The 18,756-nt window shown below is 65.2% G+C and carries 13 protein-coding genes; 4 read left to right on the top strand and 9 right to left on the bottom strand.

Going from position 1 to position 18,756, the window contains the following annotated elements; translation table 11 throughout:
• Positions 1-49 precede the first annotated feature (49 nt).
• Positions 50-1,198 carry an OmpA family protein gene (locus tag EG799_RS13800; protein WP_123882465.1) on the top strand — a complete coding sequence of 383 codons (1,149 nt, stop codon included), beginning with the start codon at positions 50-52 and terminating at the stop codon, positions 1,196-1,198.
• Between the two features lie 58 nt (positions 1,199-1,256).
• Here the strand turns inward: EG799_RS13800 and dnaE are convergent, their stop codons facing one another.
• The 9 genes from dnaE to recG form a co-directional block, all read right to left on the bottom strand.
• Positions 1,257-4,724 (bottom strand): DNA polymerase III subunit alpha, encoded by a 3,468-nt coding sequence (gene dnaE, locus EG799_RS13795; protein WP_123882462.1) that lies wholly within the window; start codon positions 4,722-4,724, stop codon positions 1,257-1,259.
• Between the two features lie 57 nt (positions 4,725-4,781).
• Entirely contained in the window at positions 4,782-5,117 is a 336-nt protein-coding gene (locus tag EG799_RS13790; protein ID WP_123883169.1) for a hypothetical protein, read from the bottom strand.
• 23 nt (positions 5,118-5,140) lie between these two features.
• The gene (locus EG799_RS13785; protein ID WP_123882459.1) at positions 5,141-5,416 is read right to left on the bottom strand and encodes a hypothetical protein; all 276 of its coding nucleotides are present in this window, start codon (positions 5,414-5,416) and stop codon (positions 5,141-5,143) included.
• 19 nt (positions 5,417-5,435) lie between these two features.
• A complete protein-coding gene (locus tag EG799_RS13780; RefSeq protein ID WP_123882456.1) occupies positions 5,436-6,137 on the bottom strand; it encodes an ABC transporter ATP-binding protein in 702 nt (233 codons plus the stop codon).
• Entirely contained in the window at positions 6,130-7,371 is a 1,242-nt protein-coding gene (locus tag EG799_RS13775; RefSeq protein WP_123882453.1) for a lipoprotein-releasing ABC transporter permease subunit, read from the bottom strand. The genes EG799_RS13780 and EG799_RS13775 overlap by 8 nt, the downstream gene beginning before the upstream one ends.
• 436 nt (positions 7,372-7,807) lie before the next feature.
• Positions 7,808-9,568: a DUF885 domain-containing protein gene (locus EG799_RS13770; RefSeq protein ID WP_123882450.1), complete on the bottom strand. Its 1,761-nt coding sequence runs from the start codon at positions 9,566-9,568 to the stop codon at positions 7,808-7,810.
• A 74-nt stretch (positions 9,569-9,642) separates the two neighbouring features.
• Positions 9,643-11,223 (bottom strand): amino acid permease, encoded by a 1,581-nt coding sequence (locus EG799_RS13765; protein ID WP_123883167.1) that lies wholly within the window; start codon positions 11,221-11,223, stop codon positions 9,643-9,645.
• Between the two features lie 123 nt (positions 11,224-11,346).
• A complete protein-coding gene (locus EG799_RS13760; protein WP_123882447.1) occupies positions 11,347-11,721 on the bottom strand; it encodes a hypothetical protein in 375 nt (124 codons plus the stop codon).
• A gap of 67 nt (positions 11,722-11,788) precedes the next feature.
• On the bottom strand, positions 11,789-13,858 hold the full coding sequence (gene recG / locus EG799_RS13755; protein ID WP_123882444.1) for an ATP-dependent DNA helicase RecG: 2,070 nt from the start codon (positions 13,856-13,858) through the stop codon (positions 11,789-11,791).
• Positions 13,859-13,914: 56 nt separating this feature from the next.
• Between recG and EG799_RS13750 the strand changes: the two genes are divergently transcribed.
• From EG799_RS13750 to EG799_RS13740, 3 genes are read left to right on the top strand one after another with little or no spacing between them, the layout of a single operon-like run.
• On the top strand, positions 13,915-14,184 hold the full coding sequence (locus tag EG799_RS13750) for an FAD assembly factor SdhE (RefSeq protein WP_123882441.1): 270 nt from the start codon (positions 13,915-13,917) through the stop codon (positions 14,182-14,184).
• A 40-nt stretch (positions 14,185-14,224) separates the two neighbouring features.
• Positions 14,225-17,722, top strand: a complete 3,498-nt coding sequence (gene mfd / locus EG799_RS13745) for a transcription-repair coupling factor (protein ID WP_123882437.1) — start codon at positions 14,225-14,227, stop codon at positions 17,720-17,722.
• Positions 17,719-18,726, top strand: a complete 1,008-nt coding sequence (locus EG799_RS13740; protein ID WP_123882420.1) for an NADP-dependent oxidoreductase — start codon at positions 17,719-17,721, stop codon at positions 18,724-18,726. Before mfd ends, EG799_RS13740 begins: the two co-directional genes overlap by 4 nt.
• Positions 18,727-18,756 lie beyond the last annotated feature (30 nt).

Genomic DNA, 18,756 nt, shown 5'->3' with positions numbered 1-18,756 from the left:
GCCGGAGGGCGGCCGCGAAGAGATGGCCACGCAAATGAGGGAAGCTCGCATGACCAGATTGATGATCGGCCTCTTGTCGGCGACTGCCGCGCTCGCACTTGCTTCGCCGGCGTCAGCGCGGGACGGTCAGGTGTATGTCGGCCTCGGCGCAGGTATCGGAACCGCCGAGGATACCGAATTCAACGATTCCGACGGCGGCCTCGCTTCCCTGGATACCGACCTCGGCTGGGAAGGCGAAGGCGTGATCGGCTACGATGCGGGACCGGTGCGTATAGAGCTCGAAGGGGCCTACAAGTCGTTCGACCTTTCGAGTCTCGATGCCGGGACGATAGGGGTCCCGAGCGGCCTCAATTCCGACAACAGCTACGTCTATGCTTTCGGGACCTACGATGCGAACGGCAAGGTCGAGGTCATGAGTGGCATGGTCAACGCGCTGCTCGATTTTGGAGACGAAGACGCACTGACATTCTCGGTTGGCGGCGGTATCGGCGTTTCCCGCGTCAACTTCTCTGATGTCACGGCATTCGCCAACAGTCCCGGTTTTCTGCAGGACGACGATGCGCGCTTTTCCTGGCAGGGAATCGCGCAGGTGCGAGCGCCGCTGACCGATCGGATCGATACGTCCGTCAAATACAAGTACCACCGGGTCGACAGTCTCGATGTCAGTGACAGCAACAACCGGGTGTTCAACGCCGACTTCGTATCGCATTCGGTGCTGGGAACCATCATTTTCAATTTCGGCGGAAGAACCGCGGTGCCGCCATCACCGCCGCCGCCCACAAGGACCGCCCCGCTACCGCCGCCGCCCGCGCCCCCCGCACCCCCGCCGCCGCCTGCGGCGGCACCGTGCAATCAGGGGCCGTACATCGTCTTTTTCGACTGGGACAGTGCGGACATCACGCCCGAAGCGGCGACGGTGCTGAACTCCGCCCTCACCGCCTACGGCGATTGCGGTACCGCGCGGGTCATGCTCGCTGGCCACACCGATCGTTCGGGTACGGTCGCCTACAACCAGGGCTTAGCGGAACGTCGCAACGCGTCCGTTCGCGCCTACATGACGGGCCGCGGCGTCCCAGTCGCGCGAATTTCGAGCGAAGCCTTCGGCGAAAGCATGCCCCGTGTTCCGACCGCTGACGGGGTTCGCGAATTGCAGAACCGCCGTGTCGAGATCACCTACGGGCCTGGCTCGGGAAGTTAGACGGTCCGATCGAACGGCGACAGGTCCGTCGGGAAATTCGGCCGGCGGCTTGTCGCTGTCAGGCGACCAGTCGCAAGTGCCCCGCTCCCCTGATCGGCGAGAGGGACACCTCGGCAATGCCAGGCACGTCCCCGAGCGCATCAACCAGATCACCACCGAGCGCGAAGTCGCGTCCGAGCAAAACCTGGGGGCGCGAGACTTCGTCGATGGCAAGCGTGACCAGAACCTCGCCGTGGCCCGCCCGACCGGTTTTCAACATCGCCTGCATAGCGGCGATTGCCCCCGGATCGGTGATGACGGCCGTCAACTGCATCCGCGAAGCGCTCGTCACCTGGTCGAGAGGCCTGGCCCCGCGCACCGTCACGCGTGGCGGATCATCGGGATTAGGTGAATCCAGTTCGACGTTGAGTAGAACGCAGGTGCTTTCCTGCGCCCATTTCTGGAACGGTTCGACGAGACTTTCCTCGAAGCACGCCGCGCTGAACTGACCGGTACTGTCCGAAAATTCCGCGCGGACGAAATCGGCGCCGCGACGCGTCTTTCCCTTGGAAACGCTCTCGACCATGGCCGCCATTACCGCGGGCTGACGACCGCCGCCCCCGCCCCCTTCCATCAGCGAGGCGTAGGTGCGCGCGCCGTTGGCATCCGCGATCATTCGGAATTCGGTGACGGGATGTTCGGCGAAATAGAAGCCAAATACTTCGCGTTCCGTCGCCATCTGGTCTGGCCTCGACCATTTTTCGGCTTCTTCGAGCCTGAGCGACGGTTCGACATGGTCATCTCCTCCGAAAAGTCCGGCCTGCCCGCTCGTTCGTTCGCGGGTCGCCGCATCCGCCACCGCGAGCAGGATGTCGGCATTGGCCAGCACTTTCGCCCGGTTCGGTTCGAGGGAATCGAAAGCCCCCGCACCAGCCAGCCCTTCAAGCTGGCGGCGGTTCATGGCGCCTGCCGGCATGCGCCGGAACATATCTTCCAGATCGGTGAAGCGTCCGTTCGTCTGGCGTTCCGCAACCATGGCCTCCATCGCCTTTTCGCCGACATTGCGAATACCCGCTAGGGCATAGCGAACCGCGTGGCCTTCCTCGGTCTGTTCGACAGTGAATTCCGCTTCGGATGCATTGACGTCGGGTCCGCGCAACGCAACCCGGTTGCGACGCAGATCATCGACGAAAATCGCCAGTTTTTCCGATTGGTGCATGTCGAAGCACATCGACGCGGCGTAGAATTCCTCCGGGTAGTGCGCCTTGAGCCAGGCCGTCTGGTAACTGAGCAAAGCGTAGGCGGCGGCATGGGACTTGTTGAAGCCATACCCCGCAAACTTGTCGATCAGGTCGAACAGCCGGTTGGCCTCCTCCCTCTCGATCCCGCTGACTTCCTTGCACCCTTCGCAGAAGCGGGCGCGCTGGGCATCCATTTCTGCCTGGATCTTCTTGCCCATCGCACGGCGCAGAAGATCGGCGTCGCCAAGCGAATATCCGGCAAGGATCTGCGCCGCCTGCATCACCTGTTCCTGATAGACGAAGATGCCGTAGGTTTCGGCCAGGATGGCTTCGAGCTTGGGATGCGGATAGACAATCTCTTCCTCCCCCGCCTTTCGCCTGCCGAAACTCGGGATGTTATCCATCGGGCCCGGGCGGTACAGCGAAACGAGAGCGATAATATCCTCGAACTTGGTGGGCTTGACCGCCGTCAGCGTGCGGCGCATCCCTTCGGATTCGAGCTGGAATACACCGACCGTATCACCGCGCTTCAGCAGCTCGAACACGCCCTGATCGTTCCAGGGCAATGTATCGAGATCGACCGCTATGCCCCGCCTGGACAGCAGATCCACGGCCTTGCGCAGCACGGAAAGAGTCTTGAGGCCGAGAAAGTCGAACTTCACCAGACCCGAATCCTCGACGTGTTTCATGTCGAATTGCGTAACCGGCATGTCCGAGCGCGGATCGCGGTAGAGCGGGACCAGCTCGCTGAGAGGGCGGTCGCCAATCACGACCCCGGCCGCGTGAGTGGACGAATTTCGCGGAAAACCCTCGAGCTGCATGGCCAGATCGACGAGCCGCTTCACCTGGTTGTCGTTCGAGTATTCGCGTTTGAAATCGGCCATGCCGTTCAGCGTGCGTGGCAGCGTCCAGGGGTCCGTCGGGTGGTTCGGCACCAGCTTGGTCAGGCGATCCACCTGCATGTAGGGCATCTGCAGGATGCGCCCGCAATCGCGCAGCACGGCGCGTGCCTTCAACTTGCCGAAGGTGATGATCTGAGCGACCTTGTCGTGGCCATAGCGTTGCTGGACGTAGCGAATGACTTCTCCGCGCCGGGTTTCGCAGAAGTCTATATCGAAGTCGGGCATCGAGACGCGTTCGGGATTGAGGAACCGCTCGAACAGCAGGCCGAGCCTGATCGGGTCGAGATCGGTAATAGTCAGGGCCCAGGCGACCAGGGATCCGGCCCCCGATCCGCGCCCCGGCCCTACGGGAATGCCCTGCGCCTTTGCCCATTTGATGAAGTCGGCAACAATCAGAAAATAGCCGGGAAAGCCCATTTTGGTGATGATTTCGACTTCGAAATCGAGCCGTTTGCGATATTCCTGGCGCTGATCTTCGGAAAGATCGGCATACACTGCCAGTCTTTCGTCGAGACCTTTGCGCGCATCTTTGGCCAGCGCTTTGGCCTCACCTTCCAGGTCGCCCGCAAGGCTGGGAAGAATGGGTTTGCGGCGCGGCGGAGCGAAGGCGCAGCGTTGCGCGACAACGAGGGTATTCGCGGTAGCTTCCGGCAGATCTGCGAACAGGTCTTCCATCATCGAAGCCGACTTGACGAAGGCTTCTCGGCTGGACCGAGGGCGGTCATCGCTGTCCAGATGGGTCGAACTGGCGATGCACAGCATCGCATCATGTGCGGCGTGCATGTGGGGTTCGCTAAAGTTTGCCGGGTTCGTTGCGATCAGCGGAAGGTCCAGCGCATAGGCGAGCTCGATCAGCCCCTCTTCGGCCTCCATCTCCGCCGGATTTCCCCGCCGTGCCAGTTCTATGTAAAGCCGCTCGGGAAACAGGGTCGCAAGGCGCGTGGTGAGGTCATGTGCCAACTGTTCCTTTCCGTTGGCCAGAAGCCTCGCGACAGCGCCGTCACCCGCGCCGGTCAGGGCGATCAGGCCATTGGTACGCCCTTCCAGATCGGCCAGTTCGACGTGAGGTTCGCGTTCCAGCGGGCGTTCCAGATGCGCGCGGCTGACGAGATGGCACATGTTCTGCCAACCGTCCTCGTCCTGCGCGTAGAGCGGAAGGTAGTCGACCGTTGCTCCGTCACCGCGACAGACCCCGAGCATCGTCCCGATGATCGGTTGCACGCCCTCCGCGATGCAACCCTGCGCGAAAGCGGTCGAGCCATAGAGCCCGTTCCGATCGCAGATGGCTATGGCGGGGAAGCCGCGCTCTCGAGCCAGTTTGGCGATAGCCTTGGGATCGATCGCGCTCTCCAGCATGGAATAGCTGGACATCACGCGCAAAGGGACGAAGCGACTGAATGGCATGGCCGGCAATATGCGCGTTGATCGAAGCGGATTGAAGGGCGGTAAAGCCGATTTCCCCTATCGGCTGTCCTTCCCCCGAAGCGCGATCTTCGCTCGGGTATTGCGGACGGTCGACCATGCGCCGTAGCCGATCAGCGCAGCGAGGAAGAGCCATACCCAGACAGGAATGTCCTCGCCGAAGATGGCGAGGTAGAGGTAGGCGGAAACGAAGAAGAACCCGGCAAGCATCGTCGGCAGGACGGTCGACCCCCCCATTCGTGCCCGTTTCACCAGCCACGCAATGCTGAGAAGGAAAAAGGGTATCGCTCCGATGTAGATAGCGGCAAACACGTAGGGGTTTACGCCATGATCGGCGCCAAGATCGAGGATCCAGTCATTGATGGATCCCACCATTGCCATTCCGCCCTACCGAGCCGTCAACGCGGAAAATCGTCGCGGGCGGCGAGTGAGGAAATCTCGGGGAAATGGTACTCCCGGTCGCCGGCTTTCTCGATATAGTACTTGGCGCGATCCTCCTCCGGCATCAGCATGACATGACGGATGAGGTCGGCGAATGTACCGCTCCGCAGGGACTTTCCGGCATCGATCACGCCCTCTCCGTCGCCTTCTGCGTGAAGGAAGGCGCGGTCGTCCCACTGGATGCCCGGGCGGTGGGCGTCGTCGCCGCGGTATGTGCTGGGGTGATCCGTCATCGTTATCTCCTTGGCCGTCCTAACGCGGCATCGCTGCGGGCGTTTCCCGTTCGATCACGCCTTCGTGGAGCCGCACCACGCGATCCATGCTCGCGGCGAGGCGTTCGTTATGCGTCGCGACCAGGGCCGCATTGCCCTGCCCCCGCACGAGTTCGAGGAACTGTGCGAGCACACGGTCACTAGTCTTTTCGTCGAGATTGCCGGTCGGCTCGTCCGCCAGCACCAGCTGCGGACGGTTGGCGAGCGCGCGGGCGACGGCGACGCGCTGCTGCTCCCCGCCCGAAAGCTGGCTCGGGCGGTGATCGAACCGGTGATCGAGGCCCAGGGCACCCAGCAATTCGCGTGCACGTTCGCTCGCCTCGGCCCGCTTCACCCCGAGCAGAAGCTGCGGAAGAATGACGTTCTCCTCCGCGTTGAAGTCGGGCAGCAGATGGTGGAACTGGTAGACGAAGCCCAGATGTTCCCTCCGCATCGTGGTACGCTCGGCGGCGTCCATATCCTGAGCGGATGTGCCAGCGAGCTCGATCGAGCCGCGAAACCCGCCTTCGAGCAGACCGACCGCCTGGAGCAGCGTGGACTTGCCCGACCCCGAAGGGCCCAGCAACGCCACGACCTCGCCCGGTGCGATCTCCAGGTTCACACCGCGCAGGACGTCGATGACGACGCCGCCCTGCTCGAAACTGCGTGCCAGATTGCGCAGGCGGATGACCGGCTCATTCATAGCGCAAGACCTCGACCGGATCGGTGTTGGACGCCCGGTATGCGGGGTAGAGCGTGGCGAGGAAGCTGAGGCCCATCGCCATGCCGGCGATGAACAGCACTTCGAACGGATCGGTCTTGGCCGGCAATTCGCTCAGGAAGCGGATCGAGGGGTCCCACAGTTCGATACCGAACAGCGCCTGCAACCCCTCGACGATGCCCTGACGGAAGATCAGCACGGTAAAACCGAGCACCAGGCCGGCCAGCGTGCCGATTGCACCGACGATGGAGCCGGCTGTCACGAAGATCTTGAGCAGGCTGCGCCGCGTGGCACCCATCGTTCGCATGATGGCGATGTCGCGGGTCTTGGATCGCACCAGCATTACCAGCGAGGAGAGGATGTTGAAGGCGGCCACCAGCACGATGATGGACAGCGCGAAGGCCATCGCGACGCGTTCTACCTGCAGCGCCTCGAACAGGCTGGCGTTCATCTGCTTCCAGTCCGTGACGACGGCCTTGCCGGCCAGACGCTGCGTAACGGGGGCGAGGATCTCGTCCACCCTGTCCGCATCTTCCGTCTGCACCTCGATCATGCCGATCGTGTCACCCGTCAAAAGCAAGGTCTGGGCATTGGGTATGGGCATGACGACGAAGCGTTCGTCGAAATCGTACAGACCGACCTCGAAGATCGCGGTCACGGTGTAGCCGATCTGCCGCGGCACGGTACCGAACGGGGTGCTGCGCCCCTGCGGGTTGATGATGGTGAGCGTCTCTCCGATACGAATGCCGAGGTTCTGTGCCAGGCGCGAACCGATGGCGACGTTGCGTTCGCCGGGCTTCAGCGAAGACATGTCGCCCAGCAGCACACTCTCGCGCATTCGGTCGATGTCTTCCTGCGTATTGCCGCGCACGAAGATGGCGTCCGCTCGGCCGTTGTAGCTACCGAGCAGGGGCTGTTCGATCAGCGGCGAGGCGCGGGTCACGCCCGGCGTATCGCGCACCTCGGCCAGCACGTCTTCCCAGTTTTCCAGCCGCCCGCCATACGCCTGCACCACGGCATGGCCGTTGAGGCCGGTGATGCGGTCCAGCAGTTCGGCCCGAAAGCCGTTCATCACGCTCATCACGATGACGAGCATGGCCACCGACAGCATGACCACGCCGATCGAGATGGAGGCGACCAGCGCGATCACTGCCTCCCCCCTGCCGGGCAGCATGTATCGCTTGGCGATGGTCCATTCGAAGGGGGAGAGGATCACGGGAGGACGGTGCGTTTCGCTTGTGTTGTCGCAGCGCGCTTTAGGTGGCGCGGGCGACAGAGGCAACCGGTTTGGCCGGATCCCGGCTTCTCGGCCCGGGTGTCATGCGAAACGCCAGCTATCCGCTGCCTGAACGCCGCGCGACCGGGGCCTTGTCGGGGCAAGGTGTGACAGGTGTGACAGTGTCCTGAAACGGAAAGTCCGCGACGCGCGGGGCGGGCGCTGTCTTGCGTGGCGAAGGTGTGCGGGGGCGCTGTCGACATGATCCCCACTGGGTGGACGCTCGCACCGATGTAGGAAAGCGATCCCTGACTGCACCCGATCTCACCGGCGCCGCTGTCGTTCATGCTTTCGAACCAGCCTCGGCCATACCCGGGGGAGCCGGTCGGAACGGCAGGCCAACCGTTACCCGATCCGCACGTGTATTCGCCCTCGCCTAAACCGCCTGCTGTCGCGCGATCCAGGTGTCGATATGCTCTTCCAGCACGTCGAGCGGCACCGCGCCGTTTTCCAGCACCGCATCATGGAAGGCACGCAGGTCGAAATCCTCGCCCAGCCTCTGTTCCGCGCGGGTGCGCAGTTCGCGGATCTTGAGTTCGCCCAGCTTGTAGGCGAGCGCCTGCCCCGGCCAGGTGATGTAGCGATTGACCTCGGCGCTGATATTGGCGTCCGACAGGGCGGTGTTTTCACGCATGAAATCGACCGCCTGCTGCCGGCTCCATCCGAGCGCGTGGATACCGGTGTCGACGACGAGGCGGCTGGCGCGCCACATCTCGTAGCTCAGCCGCCCCATCTCCTTTGCGGGCGTATCGTACAGCCCCATCTCGATACCCAGCCGTTCCGAATAGAGGCCCCATCCTTCGACGAACACGGTGAAGAACGTGCCGTTGCGGCGGATCGGGTGCAGGTCGAGTTCCTGTTGCAGCGAAATCTGGTGATGATGGCCGGGCACCGCTTCATGCACCGTCAGCGCCGGCAGTTCCCACAGCGGGCGCTGATCGAGCTCGGTGGTGTTCACGCGGTAGATGCCCGGTGTGCCCGTCTGCAGCGAACCCGGTTCGTAATAGGCGGTGGTGTTGCCCGGCGCGCTGGCGGCAGGGATCGGCTGCACGGTGTAGGGCAGGCGCGGCAGGGTGCCGAACAGGCGGGGCATCCATCCGTCGATGGTCTTGGCGAGCGCGCCCGCCGCTTCCATCAGATTCTGCGCGCTCTGCGGGTAATATTGCGGATCGGTGCGCAGCTGTTCGATGAACGCTTCGCGGCTGTCGTAGCCCGCCGCTGCCGCGACCGCGTCCATCTCCGCGCGGATGCGGGCGACCTCGGCAAGGCCGAGATCGTGAACCTGCTGCGGCGTCATGTCGGTGGTGGTGAAGCTGCGGACGCGGTTGGCGTAGTATTCCTGCCCTCCCGGCGTGCTGCCGATGCCCGGCGCGCCGGTGCGGCAGGCCGGCGCGTATTCGGTGGTATAGAAGCTGGCAAAGCGTTCGAGCGCGGGATTGGCGTCCTCGGCGATGGCCGTGCGGGCGCGTTCACGCAGTTCCGCCCAGCGATCGTCCGAGATCGAGGCGGGCTTGCTGGCGAAGGCACCCCACAGCAGCGAGTCCTCCGGCGTCTCGCTGATGATCCCGGTAATGGTGTCCTCGTAACCCTCCATCGGCTCGCAAGCTTGCGTCAGCCCGCGCTCGATGGCGCCCTCGCTGCGGTCGATCACCTGGTCGACAAGCGTCGGGAAAGCTTCGATCCGGCCGATGTAGCTTTCGTAATCGGCAACGGTGAACAGGGGGGAGGAATAGGGCAGGCTGGCGAGCTGGCTCTGCGGCCCATAACGGTTGGTAAAGACGACATAGCGCGTCTGGTCGAACTCGCCCGCTTCCAGCGTGTCGGCGAAATCGCGGCGCATCAGGGCGTAGTCGATCTGCAGGTCTTCGGGCAGCGCATCCTTGTCGATGGCCTCGAGCCGGGTCAGGAAACGCCGCGTTTCGGCGAGCGAACGGTCATATCCTTCTTCGGACGCGTCGTAGAGTTTCCCGTCCCCGCGCCGGTCGCCGACGCTCGTGGCGAGACCGGGGCTGTTGTCGAGCGTCCATTCCCACACCTCGTCGCGCAAAGAGGTGAAATCCTCCGCCGGGTCGGCGAGCGCGGGCGCCGGAACGGCAAGAGCCAGGGCCAGTGCGGAAGCGGCGAGGAAGCGGGTCATGCGGGCTGTCTCCTGTCTCGGGTCGTCGGCGTGGAGATTTACGCGCCCGCCCGGCAGAGTCCAGCCCGCCCCCGTCAGTCGCGTCCCCGGTCCGCAATGCCCGGCGTGTCGGGTTCCAGCCTGTCCGTATCCAGTTCGTGGACCTCGACCTTGCCCGCCCCCATCAGGCTGCGCGGGCGACTGTAGAGGAAGTAGACCACCAGCCCGACCAGCGACCAGCCCGGCAGCATCAGCATGGCGGCGTAGGGCAGGTTGAGGAACAGGAAGATCGTTCCCGCGATCGTCAGCGGGGCGACGACGGCAACCGCGGGGACGCGAAAGGATCGCTCCGCCGCAGGCTCACGCTTCCTGAGCACCAGAACCGCGATCGCGACCATCATGAAGGCATAGAGCGTGCCGGCGTTGGAAATATCCGCCAGCTGACCCACGGGGAAGAACGCCGCGCCCAGCGCCACGGCGATGCCGGTGATGATCGTCACCACGTAGGGCGTGCCGTATTTCGGATGCACCTTCGCGAGCGAGGCCGGCAAGAGGCCGTCCCGGCTCATCACGAAGAAGATCCGCGTCTGCCCGAACAGCAGCACGAGGATGACGGAGGGCAGCGCCACGAACGCCGCGATGCCCAGGAAGTTGCCGACGCCCGAATAGCCGATCTGGCGCAGCACGTGGGCCAGCGCCTCGTCCGAGCAGACGAGATTGCCCGCATACTGCGCCAGCGCGCACTGCCGGGCCAGCTCCTCCGACCCGGCCGGGAACGGCACGCCGTTCGGCCCCATGATGGGCTGCCCCCCGATGGTGCCGATCGCGCCGGCCGCTACCAGAATGTAGAACACGGTGCAGAACAGGAGCGAGCCGACCAGGCCGATGGGCACGTTGCGCTGCGGGTTCTTCGTCTCCTCCGCCGCGGTGCTGACCGCGTCGAAGCCGACATAGGCGAAGAAGATCGTGGCCGCCGCCCCGACCGCGCCGACCCCGGTGCCGAAACCGCCGAACAGGCCGGCGGGCAGCAGCGGGTTGAAGCGGGCGAGTTCCGCCTGCGGCAGGGTGAGAACGACGAAGATGGTGAGCGCGGTGATCTTGATCGCCACCAGGATGGTGTTGAAGATCGCGCTCTCCCGCGTTCCGATCACCAGCAGCCATGTCACCAACAGCGCGATGACGAGTGCGGGCAGGTTGATGAACCCGCCTGCCGACCCGCCCAGCACCAGCGGTCCGGCGCTCAGCCAGGGCGGCAGGTAGATACCGAGGAATTCGTGCAGGATCGTGCCGCTGAAATAGCCGGCCCAGCCGACCGATACCGCCGAGGCGGCGATGGCGTATTCCATGATGAGCGCCCAGCCCACGGTCCATGCGAGCAATTCGCCCACGCTGGCGTAGGAATAGGTGTAGGCGCTGCCCGCCACGGGGATCATGCTGGCGATTTCCGAATAGCACAGCGCCGCCACGATGCAGACCGCCCCGGCGATGACGAAGGCGAGCATCAGGCCCGGCCCGGCCTTCTGCGCCCCCGCGGCCGTGAGCACGAAAATACCCGTGCCGATGATGCAGCCGATGCCGAACAGCATCAGCTGGATCGCCCCCAGCGTGCGCGGCAACCCGTTGCGCTCGACAGCCGAAAGAATGGCGCTGAGCGGCTTTACCCGATCGAATAGCATTGGCGAGGTTTCCATCAGGCTCGCAACGGGACCGCCCCGCCCGACCAGCCGGATGGCCGCTTGTTTATCGCAAGTTGCGCGCTGCACAAACGATATTGCGCGCCCGGCCCGAGCGAGCCGGAATCACCGGTCCTTGTCGCGAAGATCCTCGATTTCGCGCGCGGTGCGCTCGGCCGGATCGGTGGCGATGCGCTCCAGCGTCTTCACCCGGTCCATCACGCGCGCCATCTCCAGCTTGAGACGCTCGTTCTCCGCGCGAAGGTGCATGGTACCGTAATCCGCGCCCGCTCCGTTGCCGGCGTATAGTTCGATGAAGCCGCAGGTATCGCAGCGTAGCGAGGATATGTCGCTGCGCTCGCGCCCGTCGAAGCTGAGACCGCTCCAGCTGCTCTTCCTCGGGCGGCCGTCCACCCAGCGGACCAGCATCCGCCAGCCCCACATGTCGACATAGGGCGCGCCTTCTTCCATGCGCCCCTGACATTTCGGGCATTCGGCCATGTCTGCGATCTCCGTAGCGAGGTCTGTCCGGCCCGCAGTCTAGCGGGTCGGTCCGCCCTTCCAAGCCCTAACCGCCGCGCAGCGTCTGCACGCCCCAGTCGCGCTCGAGCAGATAGAGCAGGGTCCGCGCCGCCTCTCCCCGTGCCGCGTCGCCCAGCCCGCCCTGGCTCTCCACCAGCAGGCGGGCATCGTCGTGGGCGACCGGAAGCAGGCGCGCGATCTGTTCGAGCGTGGCGATGTTGAAGGCTTCCTCCCCGCTCTGCCGGGTGCCGAGCAGTTCGCCCCCGCCGCGCAGTTCGAGGTCTTCCTCCGCGAGCCTGAACCCATCCTGCGTCTCGCGCATCAGGGCGAGGCGCTGCTTGCCGGTTTCGGACAGTTCGTTGCCGCGCACAAGCAGGCAGGTGGACTTCTGCGCCCCGCGCCCCACCCGCCCACGCAGCTGGTGCAGCTGGGCGAGGCCGAAGCGTTCGGCCTGCTCGATCACCATCAGCGTGGCGGCGGGCACGTCGACGCCCACCTCGATCACCGTCGTTGCGATCAGCAGCTTCGCCAGCCCGCCCGCGAACTGCGCCATCGCGGCGTCCTTCGCCTCCGGAGCGAGCTGACCGTGGACGAGCACGACTTCATCGCCGAACCGCTCCTTCAGCGAAGCGAAGCGCGATTCGGCGGCGGCGAGATCGTCACCCTCGTTCTCCGACCCGCGAACCATCGGGCAGACCCAGTAGGCCTGCTGCCCCCCCTGCACATGCCGTTCCACCGCGCCGATCACGTCGGCCAGCCGGTCTATGCCGACGACGCGGGTGTCGATCGCCTGCCGCCCCGGCGGCAGTTCGTCGAGACGGCTGACCTCCATCTCGCCATACTGCGCCAGCGTCAGCGTGCGCGGGATCGGCGTCGCCGTCATCGCCAGGGTGTGCGGCGTCACCCTGCCCTTGCGCGTCAGCAACAGGCGCTGCGACACGCCGAAGCGATGCTGTTCGTCGATCACCACGAGCCCGAGATTGCGATAGGCGACGCTGTTCTGGAAGATCGCATGGGTGCCGACCACGATATCTATTCCGCCATCGAGCAGGCCCATGAGGATGCTCTCGCGCGCCCTCCCCTTGTCGCGGCCCGTCAGCAGGGCGACCTCCACCCCGGCGGGCCGCGCCATGCGTTGCAGGGTCTCGAAATGCTGGCGCGCGAGCAGTTCGGTCGGCGCCAGCATGGCCGCCTGGGCGCCTGCCTCCACCGCGATCAGCATGGCTTCGAGCGCGACCACCGTCTTGCCCGCACCGACATCGCCCTGAAGCAGGCGCAGCATCGGCGACGCCTGCGCCATGTCGCCGGCGATCTCCTCGATCGACCGCGTCTGCGCGCCGGTGAGGGGAAAGGGCAGGTCGAGCTTCTCGCGTAGCCGCCCGTCGCCGCTGAGCGCCTGCCCGCGCCGCTGGCGATTGGACTGTCGCACCAGCATCAGGGCAAGCGCGTTGGCGAACAGTTCGTCGTAGGCGAGCCGGTCGCGCGCCTGTCCCGCTTCCCCCTTGTGGGCCAGAACCAGCGCGTCCCGCCAGGCGGGCCAGCCTTCCCGGTCGAGCACGCCGCGCTCTATCCATTCGGGAAGGTCCGGCGCGCGCTCCAGCGCCTGCGTCACCAGCCCGGCGACCCTGGGCTGCGTCAGCCCCTCCGCCAGGCGATAGACCGGCTCCACCATCCGCCCCATCGCCCCCGCGCTCTCGGTCGCGACGTGATCGGGATGCACGATCTGGAGCATCTGATCGTACTGATCGAGGCGTCCGGCGATCCACCGCGTTTCGCCCACGGGCAACTGCTTCTTCGCGGTGTAGCTGGCCCGGCCGAAATAGGTGAGCGCGCAGACATTGCCCTTCGCATCGCTCGCCAGCACCCGGTACGGCCCGCGCGCGGAACGGCTGGCCCGGTGTTCGATGATAGTGAGCGGAATGATCACCTGCTCCCCCACCTGCGCCTCGTCCAGATCGCCGATCGAGCGGCGCACCACGAAGCGATCGGGCAGGTGGTAGAGCACGTCGCGGATGCGCTCGAGGCCGAGCCGGGCGAGCGGCTTTTTCAGTTTCGGGCCGACACCGTCGAGGCTTTCGGTTTCGGCGAACAGGGGGTTGAGGATGTCGGGACGCATTCCGATCCGCCTTAGCCTCTCGCGTCGGCGGCGTCAGCCTGTTACAGGCATCCGCCATGCTAGATACCGACCTCGACGCCCGCCGCAGCCGTGCCCGCTTCCGCGCCTGGCATCGCGGCACGCGCGAAGCGGATTACATGATCGGCGGCTTTTTCGACCGCTATCACGCACGCTGGGACGAAAGCGGCCTCGCCTGGTTCGAGGCGTTGCTGGAGCATGACGACGTGGACGTCATGGCGTGGGCTCTTGGCACGGCCAGCCCGCCCGCCCATATCGCCGGCGACCACCTGACCGCCATGCAGAAGCTCGATTACGTCGAGATCTAGGGCGGAACCGGCGGCGCTCCCCGCCTTTTAGTTCAGACCGATGCCAGATCTCCAGAAAATCCTGAAAGCGGCCGCGCCGCTTACGCTCGCTTCCGTCGCCCGCGGCGCCCAGCCGCTCGTCATGGCGGACCTCGCCCGCGCGGCGAAGGGGCGAGCCGTTTTCGTCGCGCCCGACGATGCCGCCATGCGCGCGATAACCGACGCCGCCCGCTGGTTCGCGCCGGAATTGCAGGTCATCGAGTTTCCGGCATGGGACTGCCTGCCCTACGACCGCGCCAGTCCGGCCATGTCGGTCAGTGCGAGACGGCTGTCCGCGCTGCATCAGTTGCAGGCCGGCAAGGCCGGCAAGCAACTGGTCGTCACCACGGTCAACGCCCTGCTGCAACGTGTGCTTACCCCGTTCCGCATTCGCGAGGCCGTGCGCGAACTGAAGGTGGGAACACAGATCGGCCACGACAGCCTGATCGCCCTGCTGCAACGGCAGGGCTATGCGCGCGCGGACACCGTGGTCGATACCGGCGAATTCGCCGTGCGCGGCTCGATCTTCGATATCTATCCGAGCGGCCTCGATGCCGGGCTTCGGCTCGATTTCTTCGGCGACGAGCTTGAATCGCTGCGGCTGTTCGATCCCTCCACCCAGCGCACCACGAAAACCATCGACGGCCACCTGCTGCTGCCGGCCAGCGAGGCGCTGCTCGACGACGACACGATCAAGCGCTTTCGCACCCGCTACCGGGAGACGTTCGGTGCCGACGCGACGCAGGATCCGCTCTACGAGGCCGTCAGCGAGGGTCGGCGCCTCGCCGGCATGGAACACTGGCTGCCAATGTTCGAGGACAAGATGGCGACGCTGTTCGATCATCTTGGCAAGGACGATGCCATCGTCATCGATTCGAGCGCCTTGCAGGCGGCAGAAGAACGACTGTCCGACATCGCCGACTACCACCGCCAGCGCCGCGAGATCGCCGGGCAGGCCAAGGGCAGCTATCGCCCGATCGACCCCGGCCTGCTGTATCTGACAGAGGGCGAACTGGGCGAGACAATCGATGGCTGGCCCGTTCACCGCACGACGATCTTCGCCGAGCCGGAAGGCGATGGCGTGGTGGACTTCGGCTTCCGCTCGGCGCGCGATTTCACCCCCGAACGCTCAGCCGGGCAGAACGTCTACGAGGCGGCCGCCGAACATTTGAAGACCGTCAGCAAGGACGGTCGCCGACCGCTGCTGGCTGCCTATTCGACCGGTTCGCGAAGCCGCATCGTTTCCATTATCGAAGAAGCCGGCACGCCGGTGAAGCTGGCCGACACCTGGCAGGAGGCGCTCGGCACTTCGGCAAGGGGCAAGGCGACGGCCATGGTGCTGCCGCTCGATACCGGCTTCGCCAACGACGAACTGGAACTCGTCACCGAGCAGGATCTGCTGGGCGACCGGCTGGTGCGCCGCCGCAAGAAGAAGAAGGATGCGGACGCCTTCCTCGCGGAACTGCAGGCGCTGGGCCGCGGCGACCTGGTGGTTCACGTCGATCACGGCATCGGCAAGTATCTCGGTCTCGAACCCATAGAAGTGGGCAAGAGCCAGCACGACTGCGTGATGCTGGAATATGCAGGGGGCGACAAGCTCTACATTCCGGTCGAGAATATCGACGTCCTTTCACGCTACGGTTCCTCGGAAGAAGGCGCCTCGCTGGACAAGCTGGGCGGCGAGGCATGGCAGCGACGCCGTGCCCGCCTGAAGGAGCGCATCCGCGAGATCGCCGGCGAACTGATGCGCACCGCCGCCGCGCGATCCCTGCGCAAGGCGCCGGTGCTGGAGCCGGAGGAATCGAGCTGGCTGCAATTCCTCGACCGCTTCCCGTGGGAAGAAACGGACGATCAGGAACAGGCTATCGCCGATGTCTTACGCGATCTCGAAAGCGGCAGGCCGATGGACCGCCTCGTGTGCGGCGATGTCGGTTTCGGCAAGACCGAGGTGGCCCTGCGCGCGGCCTTCGTCGCCGCGATGAACGGTCAGCAGGTGGCCATGGTCGCGCCCACGACCTTGCTCGCCCGCCAGCACTACCAGAATTTCTGCGATCGCTTCGCCGGTTTTCCGCTCAAGATCGGCCGTCTCAGCCGCCTCGTTCCGTCGGGCGAGATGAAGACCACGCGCGAGGGGCTGGCGGACGGCAAGGTCGATATCGTCATCGGCACGCATGCGATCCTGTCGAAGAACACGCAGTTCAAGGATCTCGGCCTGGTGATCGTGGACGAGGAACAGCGCTTCGGCGTGACTCACAAGGAGAAGCTGAAACAGCTTCGCGCCGACGTCCACGTTCTCACCCTTACCGCAACCCCCATTCCGCGGACGCTGCAGATGGCGATGACGGGCCTGCGAGAGCTGTCCACCATCAAGACCCCGCCGGTCGACCGCCTCGCGGTGCGAACATACGTCATGGAGTGGGACGACATGGTGGTGCGCGAGGCGCTGCTGCGCGAACACCATCGCGGCGGGCAGAGCTTCATCGTCGTGCCGCGCATTTCCGACATGGAGCCGCTCGAGGCGTGGCTGCGCGAAACCGTGCCAGAAGTGAAATTCGTCACCGCTCACGGACAGATGAGCGCGGGCGAGATCGAGGAACGGATGAGCGCCTTCTACGAGAAGAAGTACGAGGTGCTGCTGTCCACGACCATCGTGGAGAGCGGGCTGGACCTGCCTTCTGCCAACACCATCATCATCCACCGCGCCGACCGCTTCGGCCTGGCCCAGCTCTACCAGCTGCGCGGGCGCGTGGGCCGGGCCAAGATCCGCGCATACGCCTATCTGACGACGGAGGCGAACACGGCGCTGTCGGAAGTGGCGGAAAAGCGGCTGAAGGTGCTTGGCGATCTCGACAGCCTGGGCGCCGGCTTCCAGCTCGCCAGCCACGATCTCGACATTCGCGGCGCCGGCAACCTTCTGGGCGACGAGCAGTCGGGCCATATCAAGGAGGTCGGGTTCGAACTCTACCAGTCCATGCTGGAGGACGCGATCCTGGCGGTGAAGGCCGGCGATGCCGGTCTCGAGCGCGACAGCCGGGAAGGGTTGTCGCCGCAGATCACGGTCGATGCGCCGATCATGATTCCCGAAGACTACGTGCCCGATCTTGCCGTGCGCATGGCGCTCTATCGCCGCCTGAACGATGCCCAGAGCAAGCAGGAGATCGAGTCGATGGCGGCGGAGATGATCGACCGCTTCGGCGAACTGCCGCAACCGACGCAAAATCTCGTCAGGCTGATCGAGATCAAGCACCAGGCCATTGCCGCCCACATCGCCAAGATCGACGTGGGCGCGCGCGGCACCCTGGTCACGTTCCACAATGACAGCTTCCCCGATCCCGAGGGGTTGCTCGCCTATGTCGAGAAGCGTCAGCAGGTGGCCAAGCTGCGACCCGACATGAAGCTGGTCATCAACCGCGCCTGGGGCGATCCCGAAAGCCGCCTGAACGGGCTGCTCAGCCTGACGCGCGGCTTGTCGGGTATCCTCAGGAAGACCGCGAAGGCGAAGGAGAAGCAACCGGCATGAAGGCATGGACCCTGACCCGCTACGGCGGACCCGACGCCAGCGCGATGCGCGAGGTGAAGCGCCCCGCCCCCGGCCCCAGCGAGGTTCTGGTCAGAGTGAAGGCCGCCGGGCTGAACCCCGTCGACTTCAAGATCCGCAACGGCGACCTCAAGCCCGTGCTGCGTTTCGATCTGCCGGTCACGATGGGCAACGAACTGGCGGGCATCGTCGAGGAATGTGGCACCGCCGTATCCCGCTTCGCCCGCGGCGACCGCGTATTCGCGCGCACCGGCAAGATGGCGATGGGCGCCTTCGCCGAATATGCGGCGGTCCATCAGGATTATCTCGCGAAGATACCCGGCACGCTCGATTTTCGCCAGGCCGCGGCCATTCCGCTCGCCGGCCTGACCGCGTTGCAGGCCCTGCGCGACGAGTTGAAGATCGGACCGGGATCGCGCGTCTTCATCTCGGCGGGCGCCGGCGGCGTAGGCACCTTCGCCGTCCGCATCGCCAAGTGGCTGGGGGCGCAGGTCGCCACCACCGCCTCGCCCCGCGGACACGACCTGGTGAAGGATCTGGGAGCGGACACCGTCATCGACTACACCTCCGACGATTTCGAGGATGTGCTGTCGGACATGGACGGGGCCTTCGACCTGATCGGCGGCGAGACCCTGTCGCGCACCTTCGGCATTGTGAAGAAGGGCGGCCGCGTCGTATCGATCGCAGGCACTCCTGAACCGCGCACCGCGCGCCAGGATATCGGCGCTGGCAAGGGGATGGCCGCCCTGTTCTGGGTGGCGAGCGCGAAGCTGCGATGGCAGGCGTGGCGCCACGGCGTCGATTACCGCTTCCTGTTGATGCACCCGAGCGGGGCGGAACTGCACGAACTCGCGCTGCTCGCGGCCGATGGAACGCTCGAACCGGTCATCGACCGGACCTTCCCGTTCGACGAGATCGCCGATGCCATGGCCTATCTCGAAAAAGGACATGCGAAGGGCAAGGTCGTCGTCGAGATGACCGACTGAACCTGCCGGCGATTGCGCCGCGTCGTGGTT

This window comes from Aurantiacibacter spongiae, from assembly GCF_003815535.1.
GTDB classification, from domain to species: Bacteria; Pseudomonadota; Alphaproteobacteria; order Sphingomonadales; family Sphingomonadaceae; genus Alteraurantiacibacter; species Alteraurantiacibacter spongiae.
Note: the sequence above shows the minus strand (reverse complement) of the source record. Positions and strands in the feature narration are given on the sequence as shown.